This window comes from Zobellia russellii, from assembly GCF_044597075.1.
GTDB classification, from domain to species: Bacteria; Bacteroidota; Bacteroidia; order Flavobacteriales; family Flavobacteriaceae; genus Zobellia; species Zobellia russellii.
Genome location: NZ_CP139000.1, coordinates 651,463 through 672,299 on the forward strand (window position 1 = coordinate 651,463; position 20,837 = coordinate 672,299).

General features: G+C 39.9%; 13 protein-coding genes. 2 read left to right on the top strand and 11 right to left on the bottom strand.

Going from position 1 to position 20,837, the window contains the following annotated elements; translation table 11 throughout:
* Nucleotides 1-18: 18 nt before the first annotated feature.
* The gene (gene leuC / locus SJY45_RS02655; RefSeq protein WP_400073173.1) at nucleotides 19-1,434 is read right to left on the bottom strand and encodes a 3-isopropylmalate dehydratase large subunit; all 1,416 of its coding nucleotides are present in this window, start codon (nucleotides 1,432-1,434) and stop codon (nucleotides 19-21) included.
* A 302-nt stretch (nucleotides 1,435-1,736) separates the two neighbouring features.
* Here leuC and SJY45_RS02660 point away from each other — a divergent pair, with 302 nt between their 5' ends.
* A complete protein-coding gene (locus SJY45_RS02660) occupies nucleotides 1,737-2,732 on the top strand; it encodes a hypothetical protein (protein WP_400073174.1) in 996 nt (331 codons plus the stop codon).
* A gap of 155 nt (nucleotides 2,733-2,887) precedes the next feature.
* On the opposite strand, the gene SJY45_RS02665 is transcribed toward SJY45_RS02660, so the two are convergent.
* Nucleotides 2,888-3,352 (bottom strand): DUF3592 domain-containing protein, encoded by a 465-nt coding sequence (locus SJY45_RS02665; protein ID WP_400074287.1) that lies wholly within the window; start codon nucleotides 3,350-3,352, stop codon nucleotides 2,888-2,890.
* Nucleotides 3,353-3,421: 69 nt separating this feature from the next.
* Here SJY45_RS02665 and SJY45_RS02670 point away from each other — a divergent pair, with 69 nt between their 5' ends.
* The gene (locus SJY45_RS02670; RefSeq protein WP_400073175.1) at nucleotides 3,422-4,852 is read left to right on the top strand and encodes a right-handed parallel beta-helix repeat-containing protein; all 1,431 of its coding nucleotides are present in this window, start codon (nucleotides 3,422-3,424) and stop codon (nucleotides 4,850-4,852) included.
* Nucleotides 4,853-5,024: 172 nt separating this feature from the next.
* Here the strand turns inward: SJY45_RS02670 and SJY45_RS02675 are convergent, their stop codons facing one another.
* The 9 genes from SJY45_RS02675 to SJY45_RS02715 all read right to left on the bottom strand — a co-directional run bounded on the left by SJY45_RS02675 (nucleotide 5,025) and on the right by SJY45_RS02715 (nucleotide 20,832).
* Nucleotides 5,025-5,378, bottom strand: coding sequence for a hypothetical protein (locus SJY45_RS02675; RefSeq protein ID WP_400073176.1), 354 nt, complete (start codon nucleotides 5,376-5,378; stop codon nucleotides 5,025-5,027).
* Between the two features lie 10 nt (nucleotides 5,379-5,388).
* A complete protein-coding gene (locus SJY45_RS02680; RefSeq protein WP_400073177.1) occupies nucleotides 5,389-9,585 on the bottom strand; it encodes a DUF6531 domain-containing protein in 4,197 nt (1,398 codons plus the stop codon).
* Between the two features lie 153 nt (nucleotides 9,586-9,738).
* Nucleotides 9,739-11,073 carry a hypothetical protein gene (locus tag SJY45_RS02685; protein WP_400073178.1) on the bottom strand — a complete coding sequence of 445 codons (1,335 nt, stop codon included), beginning with the start codon at nucleotides 11,071-11,073 and terminating at the stop codon, nucleotides 9,739-9,741.
* Nucleotides 11,074-11,084: 11 nt separating this feature from the next.
* The gene (locus SJY45_RS02690) at nucleotides 11,085-12,860 is read right to left on the bottom strand and encodes a type VI secretion system Vgr family protein (RefSeq protein ID WP_400073179.1); all 1,776 of its coding nucleotides are present in this window, start codon (nucleotides 12,858-12,860) and stop codon (nucleotides 11,085-11,087) included.
* A gap of 240 nt (nucleotides 12,861-13,100) precedes the next feature.
* A complete protein-coding gene (locus tag SJY45_RS02695; RefSeq protein WP_400073180.1) occupies nucleotides 13,101-14,150 on the bottom strand; it encodes a hypothetical protein in 1,050 nt (349 codons plus the stop codon).
* On the bottom strand, nucleotides 14,147-16,363 hold the full coding sequence (locus SJY45_RS02700) for a DUF4280 domain-containing protein (protein WP_400073181.1): 2,217 nt from the start codon (nucleotides 16,361-16,363) through the stop codon (nucleotides 14,147-14,149). Before SJY45_RS02700 ends, SJY45_RS02695 begins: the two co-directional genes overlap by 4 nt.
* A gap of 10 nt (nucleotides 16,364-16,373) precedes the next feature.
* Nucleotides 16,374-18,167, bottom strand: coding sequence for a type VI secretion system Vgr family protein (locus tag SJY45_RS02705; RefSeq protein WP_400073182.1), 1,794 nt, complete (start codon nucleotides 18,165-18,167; stop codon nucleotides 16,374-16,376).
* Nucleotides 18,168-18,478: 311 nt separating this feature from the next.
* Nucleotides 18,479-20,338: a hypothetical protein gene (locus SJY45_RS02710; RefSeq protein ID WP_400073183.1), complete on the bottom strand. Its 1,860-nt coding sequence runs from the start codon at nucleotides 20,336-20,338 to the stop codon at nucleotides 18,479-18,481.
* Nucleotides 20,339-20,400: 62 nt separating this feature from the next.
* Nucleotides 20,401-20,832 (bottom strand): GPW/gp25 family protein, encoded by a 432-nt coding sequence (locus SJY45_RS02715; protein WP_215439424.1) that lies wholly within the window; start codon nucleotides 20,830-20,832, stop codon nucleotides 20,401-20,403.
* Nucleotides 20,833-20,837 lie beyond the last annotated feature (5 nt).

A 20,837-nucleotide genomic window follows, 5' to 3' on the forward strand; every position in this document is an offset into this window, starting at 1 on the left:
TTTTAGATATAAATAAACTTAGGCGGTTTCAACTTCCAATAATTCCCTTGGATCGGTAACCTTTCCTGTAACAGCTGCCGCTGCTGCAACTAGCGGACTTGCCAATAGGGTTCTGGAACCTGGGCCTTGTCTTCCTTCAAAGTTTCTGTTAGAAGTACTTACCGCGTATTTCCCGGCAGGAACTTTATCGTCATTCATTGCCAAACAAGCGGAACAACCCGGTTCGCGAAGTTCAAAGCCGGCTTCGTTCAAAATGGCCAAAAGACCTTCGTCTTTAATTGCTTTTTCAACTTTATGAGAGCCAGGAACCAACCATGCCGTAACGTTAGGCGCTTTTGAGCGTCCTTTTACCAATGAGGTAAATAATCTAAAATCTTCAATTCTACCGTTGGTACAACTTCCCAAGAAAACAAAATCGATAGGTTTGCCCATCATACTATCGCCTTCATTGAAGTTCATATACTGCAACGATTTTTTATACGTAGCAACACCACCTTCTACAGCATCCGCTTGCGGAATACCATTAGAAATTCCGATGCCCATACCAGGGTTGGTACCATAGGTAATCATCGGTTCTATATCGGCAGCATTAAAAGTAATTTCTTTATCGAACTCAGCACCTTCTTCGGTAGGTAGGGATTTCCAATAAGCCATAGCTTTGTCCCATGCTTCACCGGTTGGTGTAAATTCTCTGCCCTTTACATATTCAAAAGTTTTTTCGTCCGGAGCGATCATTCCACCACGGGCACCCATTTCAATACTAAGGTTACAAACCGTCATACGGCCTTCCATGGTCATATCACGGAAAACTTGACCGGCATATTCTACAAAGTAACCTGTAGCACCAGAAGTCGTTAATTGTGAAATAATATAAAGTGCAACGTCTTTAGGTGTAACGCCTTTACCCAAGCTGCCTTCAACATTGATTCGCATGCTTTTTGGTTTGGTCTGCATGATACACTGAGAGGCCAAAACCATTTCTACTTCCGAAGTACCGATACCAAAGGCAATTGCCCCAAACGCACCGTGAGTAGATGTGTGAGAATCACCACAAACAATAGTAGCACCGGGTTGTGTAATACCATATTCCGGTCCTACAACATGAACGATACCGTTTTTTTCATGGCCAAGTCCCCAATATGAAATACCAAATTCATTGGAGTTTTCTTCTAGCATACGCAACTGATTTGCAGATAGAGGATCCTCTACAGGCAAATGTTGGTTAATGGTAGGGGTGTTATGGTCTGCCGTAGCAAACGTCTTTTCAGGATACATCACTGGAATGCCCCTAGATTTTATACCTAAAAAAGCAACGGGACTTGTTACTTCGTGCACCATGTGGCGGTCTATGAAGAGCACATCTGGTCCATTTTCTATGTGTTGTACCACATGTGAATCCCAAACTTTATCGAATAATGTCTTTTTTGTATTCATTTTATTTAAATTCTAAGCACACAAATCTAATGAAAGTGGACGTTGTTAAGAAATTAATGTAGTTTAAAATTACGATGTTCAACTTATGTAACACCCAATTATTTTTGTGTTATGTAATTTTATTTTAGGGTAGTTTATCGATTATATTTCGATGAAAATGTTGCATTTGGTCGGTAAAACAAATTAAAGAATCAGGACAACGAAAAAATTGTGAGAACTAAACAAGAGGTTATAATTTTAACGCGCTACGTGCCTAAACGGCAAGGTATAATATCCCAAACTACCTTAAAACCTACTTGTTTATGAAGCTGAAAAATACATTTTTTGTTTTGTTCATTGCGTTTACTACAATTGCAATGAAAGCGAACAACTTGCCTATACCTGTTACCGTAAATGAAAGTATAACGGTTACTTTGTTTTTTCCTTCGGCAATTGAGAAGGTAATTGAGCCAGCTCCCCATTATAAGTTTGATTATGAGCCTAACGCAACAATGGCCACTCTTGTAGCCAGAAAAGGAGCAACAAGTAATCTTACCGTGATTACCAAGGATGGGAGTATTTTTTCGTTTTTACTGCAATATGATAATGAGGTGAACAACTTTACGTATGTGTTGGCCACGGATCAAGCTATTGGAACGTTAAAAGGTTCTAGTGCTGTTGCAGTCAGTAGTAATAAAAATGAAGATGTAGTTCACCATAACGAAGAGCCCAACAACAAAAAGCCGGTTGTGGAGGCTGGCTCTAACGAACCGTTAACACGCACCACATCCAAAGAAAAAAGAAATGTAAATAAAAAGACTCCAGCTAAGGAAGAGATCTATGACTCTGTAGAGGACGAAACGCCAGAAAATACAGGAAGCAGTCTCTACAATTCGGATAGGGAAAGCTATTATCAGATTTTTTGTGAAAATAGTTATTTAAAAAAATCCCGCTTTAAGAAAAGCTCCAACACTATTAATTTAATAGGGCTACACCTAAACAATATTATCAAGGACCATAATGATTTGCATTTTGTGATGGAAATTAAAAACGATTCGTGGACCGATTTTAAAGTGAAGTCATTGAAGTTTTTTATAAAATCACTAAAAGGGAATCACGAAATAGAAATGAAAGAATTATTCGTTTATAACTTACAAGAATCCATAGCTGCCCACAGTGCCAATAATCTTGTATTTATCTGTAAAGATTTTGCTTTGGGCAAAGGCCAGAATATTTATGTGCTGCTCAAAGAAGAGGAGGGTAGGGAACGCTCTGTAATGTTAAGTTTAAATGCGGAACAAATTAAGCCTGGCAAGTAATATGTATCTATAACCTACAATTGGTTTTGTTTTAATTGTAGGTTACTAATTCTTCCATGGGAAAACAACTTTCCTATACACGTTTCAACTCACTGGGCTTTTAAGCTTGTGATATGATGTTTCTCCATACCCAATACACTACAATAGCAATTGTATTAAGTAGCGTTGCTCCCCATTTTTTTTCTGAAATTGTAGAGCGTAAATAAGATACCCAGACCAATTAAAAGGTAAAGCCCGTAGGACTGTATAAAAGATGTTTCGGGAGATTTTGCCAAAGTGGGATTTGCGGAATCATAATAAATCGTTACCGAATCGTCTACCGATTTTAAAGTGCCAATAAAAGGGATTGCCAACAGTTCAACCCTACTTTTATATTGGTTGCCATCTTCATCCATGTAGGAAACCGTAGCAAACGACCTTGTGCCCCTTGCCTTTATATTGTTGTGTATTTCGGTAATCTTGGCTTTGGTTTCAATCCAGTTTTCAGAGGTGTTCTGTGCATTTAAGGGCCAGTAGAGTAGTGCGGACAGGACAACGAGTAGGGAAATTTTCATTAGGGCTGTTATTTGTATAAATATGGCTTCAAGGTATAGTTTAAAGACAACAAATACAATTATTATTAGTTATCTAATCTAAACGCTTACTGAAGTATGTCCCTATTTTTATAAGTAAACCTAAGAATTAGATTTATGGCTAGAATTCAACATAAACCGATGTACTCCAATGCAATAGTACTAATAGTTGTATTGATAGCAATGTTATCGGCTCTTAGTTCTTGCTCAACAGAAAGTGATGGCCCCAGCCAAATAAGCGAAGCAGAGGGTTTGCCAGAGGAACCGATTTTTGAAACAGAGGCAAAAATAACCGAATTCACTTTTAAATCCGTTGATAACGAAGGACTTTCTACCGACATAATTGGAACCTTGAATGAAGACGATAATACCATCCATGTTACGCTCAATTCCTTAATGGTTTCCATTGAAGAACTGACACCAACAATTACAGTTAGTTCTGGAGCCGATGTTAGTCCGCCATCAAAAACTGTTCAAGATTTTAACAATGAAGTCACTTATACCGTAACAGCAGAAAATGGAACAGCGGTAACCTATAAAGTTTTACCTAACATTACTAGTAATCTCTGTAAATCTAATTTACAAGAATCCGGACCTATTGTTGTTAACGAGGATTATCAACAAATAGAAAATCTATTTATTAAAACATCTAGTCAGCATGGTATTGAGATTAATAACTACAAGGGCGTGGTAATCTCTAATTGTATTATTGAATATACAGGTGCATACATGGGAATTAAATTTTCGAACGCCGATAACCTGACCATAAAAAATTGCTACGTTAAGTATACCAATGCACCTTCTGCAGGGCCTTTAGAGGATTTTACCAGAAACTGTATTGAAGGCTTTAATTCTCCTAATCTGGTCATTACAAATGTAAAAGTTGAAGATGGTTCTACCGGAATTCGATTAAACCAATGTGATGCATCTGAATTAACGTACATAGAAGGGCATAATATGAGAGGTCCTTATCCTAGAGGGCAATTTGTACAGTATGACAAATGCATAGGCGGCTTACTTGAGAATTTTTCTGTCATCAATGACCGCGATGTTGCTTGGACAGAAGACAATATAAGCATCTATAAAAGTGCAGGGCAAGAAATAAAGAAAGGTCTTATAATAGGGAATAACAGTCCAACAGGCGTGGGTGTTTTATTTGAGGACCAAAATACAGAAGGTGCCCGTGGCGGTTACGGTGGTGTAGTAGAGGATGTGGACTTTTTAGAGATGGGTAACGGCGTTGTTTCTTCCGTAGAAGGTTCTAAAAATGTTACGTTCACTAGAATTCGCGCTAAAGAAATCATTTGTGGCGAGCTTGGACAAGGAAGAGGGAATCCTACCTCTAACTCCTTAATATTCGCTGCATTTGGTACTGCCGAAAACACAGGAAACAATAAAATAATAGATTGCCTTGTTTATGATTCCTGTAACCCGACCAATATCGTCTGGCCCGAGCATAATTTTGAGGTTATAGATTATAGGGATGATATTAACTTTGAGCCAAGAAGCCCAATAATTCTTAATTTTGATTGCTTAGCCGATGATTAGAATAAGTCAAGTGATGTTATAGGGTTTGCTTGGGCCATTCTTTCAGGAAATCCCAACTTTAGTTCTCGTCTAAAAATACAAAAGCTATCTAAATGTTTAGATAGCTTAGTTTGTTGTTTCTTACGCTGAACGGCACTCGTTACAAACGAGCGCTAGCGTTGGGCTTTTGGTATTATAGTTCTTGTTGTCTGTCTGTTTCTCTGTCATGTATTCCTAAAATATTAGCTAGAGTTTTATTGTCTATTTTTAGAAATTCGGGTTCATCTAAATCATTAAATTCTTCTTCTTCTTCCAATTCGTATATATTTACACTTGTACCTAATGATTTCAAATCAATAATGAGATTAATCAAACTTTTAGCTACTTCATTATGATTGTTGTAAAAGAGCTTTCTTTCTAAAATAGGTTGATTTTCAGATATCCTTGATTTTATCTCAGACATTCCAACTTTTTCTATTTTTGCAATACTTCCAATAGTCCTAGGTAGGTTGGTATATTTTTCTATTTTCAATACAATTTTCGACATAACTTTAAAATTAAAATTCTTCTGGGAAGGATGAGTCTAATGGTTTCCCAAAAGTATCATTTTGATAATTCCCGCCATGCCATCTACTAAAATGTTCGGCATTAGTTGCGGGATAAATATTATTTGCATCATCAGCAATTTGAGGGTGGTCTAAAGCATTATATTTATGATGACCTTCTATAGGGTCTCCGTTGTGTTTAGGTGTCTTTCCTGACACTATATCAGCTCTTTGCTCAGGTGACCAATTTCTTGATCCCTGTCCACCCTGTTTTAATGATCTCCTTTCTTTAGCCCAAAACCTACTAACGCCTCTCGAACGTCTATTTGAGAATCTCCTATCCCAATCTAGATGTTTATATTCATCCTTGGTTATAGTACGATTTTTTAATTTATTTCTTAGGGTTTTTCTTCTTTTTTGTGATAGCGGTTTGAACGGTGTTGCATGAGTAGGAACACAATCTAAACCTAAAGGATCAATCCAACTATTACAATCTACAACGTAGGCATAAAAATTAGGGTTTGAACCTTCTAAACGGATTGGGTCTTGACTCAAATAAACTCCTTCTTCAGACGCGTAATACCTAAAACCGTTATAATACAACCCAGTCTCCGAATCCTCATACTGCCCTTGATACCTAAACGGACAATCTTCCAAAGAACCTTCAACAAGTTTACGTACTTTTCCGTAAATATCATACTCCACTGCCCAAGTTCTTGCGCCCTGAGCGTTGTACATTTCAATGGGGGTACCCAAATAATCCGTGATGATACTAAAGTGTTCACCATCTACAATCTTGGCGGCAGGTTTAAAGGTACCTTCATCAAATACCCAGGTAATTAAATTCTCAACGGGTTCTTCTTTATCCTTTGTAAGCATGCCCCATTCATCTACCATCCATTCTGGGCGGTCCTTTAAAGGGTACTTCCATTCATGTAGCGGTACGTTGCCGTCCCAAACAAAGCGCGTTATGCCGCTTCTCGACTTGGCCCGTGCCGGTATTACATTTTTAGCCGTACGCCTTCCTAGGGCGTCGTATTCAAATTCTACTCTTTCTCCATTGGTTTTGGTTACCGCTTGTAGCATACCATTGCCGTACCAATCGTATACTTCGGTTCTGTTCGGCGAACGTTTTTCGATGAGGTTGCCTTCGTCGTCGTATTTAAAAGTGGTACGGCCATCTTGCAATAATTGTCCACCTGCACCGTATTTACGGTCGCTTTTGCCTTGGCTCCTATAAAGGTTGCCCACTTCGTCGGGCAACTTATAATCCATATCATTGTTCTCGTACTTAGCAGAGGCCAAATTACCGAACTGGTCATGGGTGTAAGAGACTTGTCCTTTGGTCAATTGGTCCACCATTATCTTAAGCCGGTCGTTCACGCTCCAGTTGTAGGTTCTATGGCGCATTTCGCTACGGCCGCGGGTAACTTTTTGGCGTACGGGGCGCCCAGCCTCGTCATATTCCATCTCGGCCCTTACTCCGCCCGGAAGTAGGCGTTCTATTTCCATGCCTACACTGTTGTAGGCGAAATTGGTACTCCATGTTTTTGGTTTTTGGGTGACCCCGGTATTCTCTTTGGAATGTATATCGTTCACCTGGGCGTTCATCGTTTCAATCTGGCCCATTTTGTTTCGCAATAGGTCTATTTCCGCGCCTAGACTACTTGTAATTTGTATCCGGTTGCCTAATTTGTCATAGGTACTTTCAACAAGGTGCCCGTCTTGGTTTTCAGCAACAACTCTTCCGGCATTGTCGCGGATGAGTTGTACGGTACTATTTTGGTTAACGGCTTCAATAAGATTGCCGTTACGGTCGTAACTATAAGTCTCCCACGTACCATCACTATGTTCGGCCCTAGTAATTCTACCATTGTTGTCATATTCATATTCGGTAAACTTGCCACCGGGGCGGTTGACTCGGTAAACTTTTCCCGCGCGATCGCGTTGGTACATGCGGGTAAGGCCATCAAAACCGGTTTCGGTAATAATCTCCCCATTGGGGTTGCGTTTAAAGCGGTAGCGCTCTCCATGTTCGTTATCTATGTAACGTAGTTGTTCTTCCGTATCATAATTAAAGAATACTTTTCTCCCGCGTTCTTCTCTCATTTTGAGGCTTCCCATAGGGGTGTATTCAAACTTTACCTTGCCATTTTTTTGATGTAGCTCCGTAACCTCGTCATAAGCGTTGTACTTGAACTGTACGGCATTATTATCGGCTTCTACCACTTGCTTTAGCCGATCTAGCTCGTCATAATCAAAATTCTGTTCGTGTCCGGCGGCATTCTTGGTTTTATGACAACGGCCCCAAGCATCGTATTTCCAAGTGGCTACTGCTTTGTTGGGCAGTATCATTTTAGAAAGGTTAAAGTCTATATCGTAGGCTAGGGAAGAGGTGTTTCCGGCATTGTCACGTACCTCGTTAATGAGCCCGTGTTCGTTATAATCAAAAGAGGTTACCCCGCCATCAGCGGAAATAATAGCATGTAGGCGGTCTTCTTTAAAAGTGCGTACCGTAGAACCGCCAATAGGTGGTTTTGTCAGTACCAAACGGTCTTTCTCATCGTACACAAAAGTGGTTACAGCGCCATCCGGACTGTGCAGCCCCACCAAGTTTCCACGTTCATCATAGCTGTATCCGGTAATATTACCTTCTTCATCTATATCTCTGTACGGTTCCATAAATGGGGTGTATTCATGAAAGATGTGTCCGCCCATTGGATCGGTGACCTGGGTACAGAGATTCAAGTCATTGAAGTAATAAATGCTTGTTTCACCAAGTGAATTGGTAATCATATTTCTACCCTTGCCATATTCCAAAGTTCCGGAAAGTATATCACCATCGCCACGGGTGGCAATACATTTGGCACCTGTTTTTTCACCATCATATTCCCAATAGAAGGACTGTCCGTTACGGTCGGTCTTTTTAACCATCAAATGGTTTTCATATTCCATTGTAGTATACTGGTCTAAAGCATCGCCAATTCCTATAAGGTCACCTTCTTTATTGTACCTATAAGAGACCAATTTTCTGTATTGACCACGGTGTTCGGCAGAAATTTCGGTAATTCGGTTTTTATTGTCCAACCGCATCTCTACAGTTCTGCCAACACTATCAATTATTCGGGTAAGCGCATTACTTGCGTTATATTCCAGTTGCAATTTAAAACCGTCCGGATTTCTTATTTCCGTAGGCTTGAATAGGGCAGGAGTACGTTTGCTATAGACATAGGTAAGTTGCTCTTCATGATTTTCTATTTCATAGGTGTTTCGGTCTATGTAGGTAAGTGTAAGCTTTTCACTACGGTGATAATATTGTTCTCCGGGTATTGCTAATATAGGCATGACTGTAATCCGGCCATCTGCCAAGCGCAATACGGAAGCATCTTCTTTTTCGTCTATGTGGAGGGCTAAATCATAATTTGAATGAAAACCATGCCCCATTAACCCTTCGTACCTTGAATCTGAATACCAGTTGCGTTCCCATGTTATTGGGATAGGTCCCGTAAGACTAAAATCCTCTCCATCATACACCATGCGTCCGGTTACCAGGTCTACGGGTTCAAAGCCCATTTTACAAAGCTTTTTGCTTAAACCTTCGGTTGCTGGGAATTTTTTAATGACAGAATGGTTCAGTTTTTTAAGGCCTTTGCCCAAACCTTTACCCACCCCTTTCATAAGGGCACCAAAACCGAAACTCATTGCCAGTCCTGTTAACATACCCAAAAGATCGGGTGCATAAGGCCCACCCACCATAACCGGTTGGCCCATGGGTAAGGGAATGGTCATTGATGACGGAAGATACATGCTTGGTATGGGCTTCAATTTTTTTCCTGGAGCCAACGTTAAGGGCAGGCCAATATCATTACAGGTCATTAGCATATGGCCAGATGGAGAAAAATAGTTACCCTCTGTACTTACCGTAGTACTACCAAAAAAGTTAACGGAATCATGGCCGATCATGGGAGCCATTAAAAATGGCCCTCCCATTGGAATATGAAAATAAGTACCCAAAATACCCGCTGTTTGGCTATTGCCTTTAGGAACACTGTTTACGTTTACCGTAGATCCAATAAAGGGAATATAGTCCATTGGGTCCATTACCATTCCGATAAAGGGATGAGGCAGGGGCGTAGGAACACCGAATAAAACAATAATGTGAATATCTATTCCTAAAACCGGTGTAAAATGTTTGTTGGCCAGTAGCATTTTCTGTGGGCTTATTCGTTAGTTAAAACTGTTATACTGATCGGGCATTTGCTCTTAAAATTATCTGAATTGCAAAAGCTGTTCATTAATGAAATAATCTTGGACTTGCACTTAAAAGCATTAGCCGTATGATAAAATTCGTATGACCCTTCATCAGGCAGAAACACTTGATTTAAGGTTATGTTCCTGCATTTCCAATTGTTCTTTCCAATTTTTGTCCTCCAGTTCTGTCATGAAGGAATCTATTTGTTTTTGGACCTTTAGGTCTGAGAGCGAATGATGTTCCAAGGCTATATGACCTATTGGACTGGTTTTTAACGCTTCGGGAGTAAGGGTTTGCGCAAAGTTGTAGGCTTTAGCCACTATTTCCCGATAACGTAATGTATTCTTCTTCTTTACTAGGGTATAGGCGGTCATGTAGGCGGATAATGCTTGTTGTACCATTTTAAAAGATATGGCCAATTCAGCCTGCTGGCAAAATAAATCTGCCGCTTTCTCAACTTCTTTTTGGTGCTGTTTGCTGGCTGCCATAAAACCATAAGTCTGTAAAAGTATGGGCTTTACGGAATCATCTCCCGATGAAAAGGCCTGCTTGGCTATGGTCTGAGCTCTTTTCAACAATTTGTCAATTGTATCAAACTCCTTAAAATTGAACAACATACCAGCATAAACGGTATGTGCCGTTGCAAACGAGGCTTTATTTCCTGTTTTTTGGGTGACCTCAATTCCCTTTTCGCCCCACTGGTGAAGGCGTTTTCTGTTGTTTTTTGCTGCACTATTGCCCATTTCGAGCATGCACTCCCTAAATTGTACTTCCGGGTCGTTCGGGTCACCGGAAAGGGCCAGTTTTTTGGTAGCAGCCTCTAGGTCCAGGTCAACCATGAGCGATTTAGCTATATCCTTATGCTTTATTTGTATGGGTTCAAAATAATTTTCAGGACTGTGGTCAAAAACCATTAGTCGAACATTGTTGGGTAAACCGCTAGTAAGAATTGTATTCATCCATTCTCTGTAGTCTTCTGTTGATTGTACCGTATAGGGTAGTAACGAAAGAACTAAATGCTGTCTGGAATTGGGCAACGACTTTTGAAAATTTTCTAGCAGTTCGATTAAGAGTAAGTCAAAATTAACATCATCTTTCTGGAGTTGGTTTTGAAAATAATCCTTGTTCCAGGTCAATTTTAATTTTCCTGATTTTATCTGTTCCTGAACTTTTTTATCCTTTTCATAATTGTCCAACCAATCTTTTAAGAGCGCTTTGCTATATGACTTGCTGTCTTCAAAAGGACTAAGAAGTACAATGGGAATATCGGGTATAGCCCCATGTGAAGTTGACTCCAAACGAAGAAACCCCTCGTACAATCGGGCATGGTCAGGCTTAATAATCCACCGGACCCATTGAATATGTTCGTGTGGACTTACCTCTGAAATCCATTTTTGTTGAATCCGGGTTACCAATTGTGCTACCGGATTATGCTCGTTATTCATAATTCCAGGTCTCAATTAAGATTTAAAAGTCCGCCTTTGATGTTTGTCATGGTCGTGCCATCTGCATCTAGAATACCATCACTTTTCAACTTAAGTTCAGCGCTGCCTTCTACTTGGGTACTAGGTGCGGTCATCTCTACTTTTGCAGCACTATTCACCGTTACCTTAGATGTGCCGTCGGCCAATACTTCCTTAGAGTTTATATTTACATTATTTGAGCCATCTATATTGACAGTCTTGGATGCTATTATATTTATTTCCTCTGAATTGAGGGTTAGTTTTTTGTTTGCCGAGATTGTAATTTCTCCCTTTCCGTTCATTACTACCGTGTTACCATCGGCATCGGAAATGGTTACGCTCCCGTCTTTATCGTTCATAATAACCTCGTTCCCACTACGGGTTTTTATTGCCTTGAGGTCATTGTCAGAATTATAATAATCACTTTTAGATTTCGTATTGAAGCCTGCACTTATTACATAAGGTTTTTCAGGGTTGCCTCCCTCAAAACCTACCAACACCTCTTCGTCTTTTTCCGGGATAAAATAGAACCCTTTTCCATTACCAGCGTAAGGAGTAGTCATTTTAATCCACGGTGTAGTTGTAGCCATTGGTTTTTGCCATGGGAACTGTACTTTTATCCTACCTAATCCTTCAGGATCGGCATTGTCTAGTACAAGCCCGCGTTGGTCGGCAGCCCGAGGCATAGCAAAGCTATTAGAATAGGGTAAGTGTTCGGTACCTTCGGGTACGCCCTCAAAGGAATTACTGTAATGTCCGCTATGGTCAAAACGGTGCACTACTTTTATAATATCGTAAGATCCGTAAGGGTCTTGGTTTTTGGGGTTCGAAAAATTAAGTCCGTTTAAAGAAAGCGTATCACCTACTCGCAAAGCTACGATTTCGGAAGTACCTGAAGCGGTAACCATACCCGATGCCCTTCCAAAGGTGTTTACCTTAGCAGCTGTATCAAGTCCGGATTGGGCACTATATTCATGCTGGCCCATGGTATAATCGTAACTACTTTTTTTATTAAATACAGTATCCGATTCGCCTTTGACAGGGGAGAGGTAAGGATGAGACGAACTAGCTATGTGGGACGTTGAACTTGCTTCCAAAAGCGTGTCGTTTACCCAATCATGGCCTTTAATATCAAAAAACTGTTCTTTTAACGAAGTGGATAGGTTAAAGGATAGTACGTCAACTCCATACACTCCATTGAGGGTGGTGTTATCTTTTCTCCCTATGCAAAAATCTCGGCCGTTGTGATAAAGCCAAACTCCATAACGACTACAGAGCCTTTGTAAGAATGACAAGTCGCTCTCGTTGTATTGCACGGTATAGGGCAATGTAACATCCGTACCAGTTCCTATGCCTTTTTTAAGAATATCGGTGTTGTGCCCTTTTAGGGTATCTTCTACTACTTGTGATAACGAAGTGCCCTCATCGTAACTGAAGCACTGTACCGAGTTGGCCAACAAAACGGATGGTCCATGGCCTGAAATAACTAGGGTGCCCGCTGCACCGTTTCCTTTTTGAAGGTCTACATTGGTGATAATACCCGTAAATTCCATTTGCCCCGAATTAAGCTCAATAGACATTTTCTTGCCGATATATCCGAGGGCATTTTCCATAAGGGGCCCTGCATAGGTCTCCGTCGCATGAGCAGGAAAAGCGATACGGAAAGTACTATGGCCCCCTATAGCCTGTTCTATTGAAACGGAATAACCAGATTTTGGAAGAAAAGTATTACCATTTAAAATAAGCTTGATTTCTACGATTTTAGACATGCGGTTGTGTTTAAGCGGTTTAAGGTATTTAGAATTATACGAGTTACCAAAAAACCAGAATTGAAATCGATGAACGGCATTTCGTACAAGTACTCTTTTTACATACGGATGAATGTAGGTTAAGGGATGGCGTGGGTTTTAGTTTGTAAACTTAAAAAAGGAGAAAGAGTATAATAATTCTTAGTACCTACTCAACTCAGCACTCGTTACAGATGAGCGCTAGAGGGGAATTTAGAAGTTTCAATCCTCCATTGGTTTTAGAAACTTCAATTCTGGATCTGTTCCTCCTTTTATAGAATTGTATTGACTAGCGTAGCTATCGGCGCTGCTTTCGTGTGGACCGTACTGCTTTTGGTCCAAATTACGAGGTCGCACCACATACATACCACCCAGCTCCCTGTCCGGGTACATTTCGTTGGGTTCCTGAACAATGAAGACCACGTCGTTGCGCCCGCCTTGGGTAACGGGAATTTTGTAGAACTGCATATTTACCCCCATACTGCCGTGGCGCTTAATTTTTATAGTATCTCCCAATGGCATGTATAGATTCAGATAATAGTTTCCGGCCGAGTACGAAATGGGGTTAATGCCCGAACCTTTCTCGCTATCGGTCTCTTCATAGCCCACTATATCTACAAAGGAGGTATCCCGTTTATCCCTGGATTTGAAAAAATCGGGGCAAAGGTCGCGGAGTTGTACCATTCGTACATTCTGATTTTGTCTAGGGGGGTGCTGAGCTACAAAATCATCGTTTACCACATCTAGATTGTATTTTATTTCGTACCACGAACCGTCGATTTTAAAATAATAGTTCCATGAAGTTTCATATATATAAGAAGCGGAGTTATAGAGTTCTTTAAATTTTTGCAACCAAGATTCAGCATTTTTTTGTTCCTCACTCGTTAAGGGATTGATAAAATCATGCTTTGTCTTGTCACCATTGATTATCCAATTAGAATAATAATCATAGGCTTTCATTGTACCATCTTTTAGTATTCCATCAATTTCATAGTTATCTATAATTTTTCCGTTGGTGTTTACCTTTAAGCTCTTAAAAACACTATTTTTCCCTGTAGTTGATTCGTAATAAGAATCAACTACAATGTGATGTCCGATAGTGTCAAAATGAATATAACCGGCTTCATTCTGTTCAGGGACAATGACGGTTACCTCATAATTTTCACTTCCCTCATGCTTATGTAGTTCATTATAATCCTTGTAATCCTTGTTGTTCATGGTACAATTATAAGTTAACGCAATTAGTAGGATATAGGAAATCACTTTTTTCATCCTCTGGTTTTATCTGGTTCGTGGTATAATTTTTCATCCTCAATTTTTACATTTCCATTAATATAGGCTTCAATGACATTATTGATGTAAGGCGTATCCACTATTGATGTACTGATCAGTCTGGACTTTAATTTTCCTTCTATTTCTTCTTTTTCCTTCTCTCTCTTTTTTTCTTCTCTCATTTCTATTGCCTTTTTGGGATTAGGGTCATATTCAACCCTATAAAACACTTTTTCTCCGACCTTTTTAATCCGTTCCCATACACTTTCAACGGTTCCAACGATATCGTCGCCATATTCCGTGAAATCGGATACGAGCTTTTTATGGTTGATGAGACCTACGGGACTAAAGTGGGCATATAGGTCCGCCGTCTGTAAAGCGGAATATTTTTTTAACATATGCTCATAGGCACGGGATGCCGCTTTGTGCAGCTTTAGTTCCAACTCACTCTCCGGGGGGCGGTCCTCTACAAAGGGCATATTGTCATAAAGCCAATTGTTAAAGTTGTTTATCCGGTTCTGGGCAAGATTGCGATAATGAAATGTTTTATTGGTTTTTACCTCGTATATCCTTTTGGCTGATTTATATTGGTAGAAGGCGATTCCCCAACGTACGGCCACTGTTTTGTATTTTCCCCATTCGTCTCCAAACTCTAGCTGTTCTGCCGTTGGGCTTTTCTCTTTTTTCAAAAATTCAAAATCAAATCTACGGTTGGCTATATAGGGAGGTAGAACTATAAAACCTTTGGCGTCACCTTCTTGTGATAAGTCTATTATCGTTTTTCTAGAGGCGTCTTTAATACTGCTTCGTTTAGAGTAAAATTCTACACTAAGTAAAGACGTATCGCTTTGAGGGTCACAAGCACTTTTTATTTGGGGAATATCACCATCTCTTAGTACCAGATCTCCTCTATCATTGGTAAAAGTGAATTGTACGGCCCTGTTCTTAAAACTTTCCCAATCTCCTAGAATCTTTGTTAAATGTTCGAAAATGCCCCTTTTGTTTTCGATTTTATTATACTTTTCTGAAAAGATGTCGGATATACTGTTCAACAATTCCAGGCCATGATCTTCTTTTTCACCTTTGATGTTGGGAAAAGTTCTATTTACTTCCATCAGGTCAACTTTTTTATAAAGTAAATCTTTGTAAGCATCTCCAGTCAAGTTTTTGGGTTGGTGCACTCCCAGATATATCATGTTTAAAGGTACTTTTTCCCAACCCATGTCCGCTGCATATTTTAAAACTCCAATTGCCACTCCCGCAGCCATGGCTGCCCCTTGACTGTGACCAATTACCGTAACAGGCTTGTAATAAGGGGAAAAACTAAGCATAAAGGAATTTTCGTCATGAAGATCACCTGTAACATCTGGCGGAAAAATAAACCAATTCTGTTTTGCCCATGTATATCCAAGTGCAATACCATGGTCAATACGGTGTGCGGCGTTTGAACCTAGACCATGGGAGCCATTGATGTAGTGTTCATTCTTGCCTGCGTTAAAATAAGTGCAATAATCCGAAGTAGCCCTTAGTTTGTTAGATTTAGCGTTCCAATAGCCCCAGTATTTTTGCATTGGGGTAAATTTAAAAATGTTGTTGTATTTATGCCTATTGTACCAAGGCATATTCTCTTTTTCTTCTTCCCTCTTTTTTTCTTGCACAAGTTCATCAGCGGAGAAGATATCATCTTCATGCGTACGGATATGCTCATCGGTATTTTCTCCTTTTTTAGCACCAGAATCCGGATGGTCAGGGTTTTTATCATTTATGGCATTGTAATGAGATTCCATGTTAGTAACAGGATTGCTCAGGTAACCGTTTACGAAAATTACTTCACCTTGTAATTCCGGCAGCATTTCTTCTAGCTCATCTTCTTTTTCTCCGGTAGCTACCACATTTTGGTTTACGTCCTTCACAGTTACAGTACCACCTTGACTGCATTGTATTTGTGAGTCGTTCATTAAAAAACTCTTTTTGCCCATTGCAGTTTTCTTCCCGGGTATCTGCCAATCCAAAAACGCTGGTGAACATGGAGGGTTTGGTGATTTACAAGTACAATTGCCAAAAAATGGGGGTTCTAAAAGTTTATCCTTGTCCGTTGCTTTAAGTTTCCCATCAATTGACAATAACATTTGAGAGGTAACGGTAAGTTTACCTGGTGAAGTACCAAGAGTGCATTGCAGTTGTGCACCTTCGACTACGTATTTCCTTTCCATAACTTTCCGTTTAATTTCCGTAATCTATACCTTGTTTACTTTGGATGGTAACTTTTCCTGTGCTATTCAATAACATCTCACCCTGACTTGTATGAACAACTAATTCTGCAGAAATCTGTTCTGTTTTTTTACCAGTATTTACTTTTTTGTTTTCTGCTATATGCTCCGTACTGTTCTTAGCGGAGGTCTCTAAAGTTTCCATAACTGATTCCCTCATGTTCCTTCCCACTTCGAAATTCATATCCTCCTGAACATTAAAACGTACATTCTTGGCATTGAACTCCATATCACTTTGGGCGGTAAAGGTCATATTTCCCTCTGAAGTATTAATATGTATGCTATTGCCGTTTTTGTCGTTAATCGTAATACTCTCCCCTCCATCCGTATCATTCAGCTCAATTAAATGCCCACTTCTTGTTTTGATGGCTTTGATGTTGTTATCGGCATTTGCAAAACCGCTATTGGCACTACTATTAAAACCGGCACTGAGTACAAAGGGTTTTTCAGGATTATCGGCCTCGAAACCTACCAAGACCTCTTCCCCCTTTTCGGGGATGAAGTAAAAGCCTTTATCGCTACCTGAGTAGGGGGTAATCATCTTAATCCAAGGGGTACTGGTGCCCATGGGTTTTTGCCAAGGGAACTGTACCTTGATACGGCCCAGTCCTTCCGGGTCTGCATTGTCCAATACCCAACCTCTTTGTGCGCCCGATCGGGGTGTGGCAAAACTGTTGGAGTAGGGTAGGTGCTGCGTACCTTCTGGTACGCCCTCAAAAGAATTGCTGTAATGTCCGCTATGGTCAAAACGGTGCACCACTTTTATAATATCGTAAGATCCGTAAGGATCCTGTGTTTTGGGGTCCGAGAAATTAAGGCCTTTCAATGAAAGCGTATCACCTACGCGCAATGCTACAAGTTCGGAGGTACCGGAAGCCGTAACCATGCCCGATGCCCGCCCCAAGGAGTTTACTCTGGCAGCGGTATCCAGGCCGCCCTGAGCACTATACTCATGTTGGCCTATAGTGTAGTCGTAACTACTTTTTTTATTGAACAAAGTATCGGATTCACCTTTTACGGATGCAAGATAAGGGTGGGACGAACTGGCCACGTGGGAAGTTGAACTAGCCTCCAAAAAAGTGTTGTTTACCCAATCATGCCCCTTAATATCAAAAATCTGTTCTTTAAGCGAGGTGGATAAATTAAAAGAGAGTACATCTATTCCGTAAACACCGTTAAGGGTGGTATTATCGGCTTTTCCAACACAAAAATTCCTGCCGTTGTGGTATAGCCAAACCCCGTAACGGCTACAGAGCCTTTGTAAGAAAGAGAGATCGCTCTCGTTGTATTGAACGGTATAGGGGAGCGAAACATCCGTTCCCGTTCCCATGCTTTTTTTAAGAATATCGGTGGAATGCCCTTTTAGGGTGTCTTCTACCACTTGAGATAACGATGTGCCCTCTTCGTAACTTAAGCATTGCGCCGAATTGGCCAATAGCACCGATGGTCCATGCCCTGAAATTACTAGGGTGCCCGCTGCACCGTTTCCTTTTTGGAGGTCTACGTTGGTGATAATACCTGTAAATTCCATTTGGCCCGCATTTAGCCCAATAGACATTTTCTTGCCGATATAGCCCAAGGCATTTTTCATAAGGGGGCCTGCATAGGTCTCCGTGGCATGCGCTGGAAAAGCGATACGAAATGTACTATGGCCGCCAATGGCCTGTTCTACGGAAACGGAATAGCCTGAATTAGGAAGAAAAGCGTTACCGTTTAAAATAAGCTTGATATCAACAATTTTAGACATGCGGAGGTTTTTAGGCTGATTAAGGTATTTAGAATTGTACGGGTTACCAAAAAATCAGAATTGAAATCGATGAACGGTATTTCGTACAAGTTTTAGTGTATATGTTGATTATTGAGATAAGAAATCCAATTATTTTTTGTTTTTTGAACCGAAAATACTGTTGAATATGCAACTGATTTTCAAGTCATTTTTTACAGGCTTGCCCATTTCCACCAAACACCAATTAGTAACATACAGAACAGAAAAAGAACTAAGAATTTATCTTACTAACTAATATTCAACGGTAAGAGAGATTAACTAGTTGTATATTTCTAGGTATAGAAAACCCGAAAAGGCAAAACATTGGCCGATCTGGTCTTTATTCCTATAAGTAACTCTTTTTTCAAGTGCTCCCAATCTGTCTCGCTATAATCCGCATCTGCGCTCCGAGTTATATGAATATCAGTTGTAGGGGTGTAGCCTACGCCATAGTTCTGTGAAACCATAACTCCCTTTTCTACGGTTACCTTTTTAATGGCGTCCTTAAAAACGGCATAGCAATGGTGTATAATATCCTGCCGCGTTATAATACGTCCTCTTGATAAAATCTGTTCCCTATAGGCATAAATCTTCTCGCTAGGGTTGGGTTCGTCATGGCCGCCCAAGCTACCGGTTATAAACACTAATGTATCCGGTTTAAAAGCGGTTCCCGAGTACTGGAACAATTTGCTGTAAGGGTTTATTTTGTTCGCTTTTTCCCCTGTAGTCGTCCAATAATCGGTAAAGACAATTTTGTCCCTATTCTTCTCTACACTATTTCGGTTTACTATTAAATAAGGAATTTTGTGTTTTCTGAAATTGCGCAGTTCTATCTGTTGTTCAATCCGTGAAACAATCTGTTTAAGGTCTTTTAAGTTTGAATTGATAAAATCATCGCCCATGGCCGAAAAAGCTACGCTGTCTTCTTTAAGTAGGTCTAGGGTGTAATTTAACAGTTCCGAAGCATCGCGTTCGTCAAATCTGCTCACTCCACCATAACGCAAATAGGCTTGAGGTCTTGCATCATCCTTTTTGTTTCTATCTCGAACATAATATTCGTTTCCGCTATCACCCAGTACGTTTTGGACATCTAAAAAGAAATCGTCTCCAGATTCCAATGGAATGATATTAAAGTTGGGCTGTAGCCTTTTATTAACATTGTGCAATTTCTTATTCAACGCAGGAAAACAATTCACGTGAAAATGTAGATTGTCCAGCATTTCGGCAGAAACCACTGTAGAAAATTCTATTTTAATCCATAACAGCGGAGTAGTAAGAGCATCAAGATCTTTTTGGTTCATGAAGGCCTTGAAGGCTTCAGGGTATTTTTTGAGCTTTCCTTTTATGTCAATACTTCCTTCTACGGTGTAAAAATGATTTCTATAGAACTCTCTTACGTATTCCTCGTAAAATTGAATCTTACTTTGAATGCTTTCGTTAATGTAGGCGCTATAATCGTCTTTAACGATTTCTCGCTGGGCATATCCCTTGGATACATTTAATGATTCCCCGTTTATAGACCAGTCTGCAATACCTAGGTGGTGTACCAAAAGCTCTTTATTTGCAAAATTTAGAAGGTCAAAATAACACAGTAAATCATCAAGGGTTTTTACACCAGGGGCGGGCTTTATACCAATATAAATACTGGAGTTTTCAGTGCTACCTTCAAAATCGGAGCTTTTAAGCCAAGGTGTGGTCCGGTGATTTTGGTGCGAGACCACTTTATTGGGATAAGCAATATAATTTAGTTCGCAGTTGTTTACGGTAAATTCACCCGATGGGCAAAAGAAAAAATCCTTAAAATCTTCCTTTCCGCTATCTCTGAACAAGGGCATTCTTTTTCGGTGAAAGAACTGGCTTCGTTCATTGATTACCATCTTATCATCAATAGGCAAGGCATGCATAATGGCATGCGCTGGCTTGGCGGTTACTGATATTTCTGGGGTAAGGAGGTCTACCAAACGTTCCGTGACTTTGGTACGGCTCGTTTTTATGGTATCTGAAATACGTTCAAACTCATGTGCACAGGCATCAAAAAGAATACCCACAATAGGATCAAAGGAGTATTCTATTTCCATATCGTCCACACCCCAATGATCTGCGGCCCTGCGAATAAGCCTATCTTTTATTTCTTCTTTTGTAAGGCTTTTCATTTAGTTACGTTTTTGGCTGATAATTGAATTTGGACTTTTCGCTATCATTTACTGCGTGGTATCTATTTATAGGATAAAGGAGCTAAATAATAATCTCCATTGAACGTAAAAGGTTCATCTGTTTTTACAATGGTTCCCTTAATAGTTATATAGAGGTATTTTTTTAAACGTACCTTATTGGTCTTTGATGATAGGCTTTCCATCAATTCAATATTCAAGTCTACGTTAGACAAACGTTTTTCATAGGTTTTGATTTGTTTGGTCAATGACTTTTTGATTCTTTCTTTTAGAACGTTGGTATTGACTAAAAGGTCAAAATCTGTTTCCCATATTTCACTGCCAAACTGCTCATCAAAAGTATATTCTTCAAAATAGGTGGTTATAATAACACTTATGAACTGAGAAATAGAATCTTGGAGCGATAGTTTTTTAAGCTCTTTTTTCTCAAAAAAACGCTTAAAATCAAATGGTGCTTGGTAATACGGTTTCGCCATTGTTT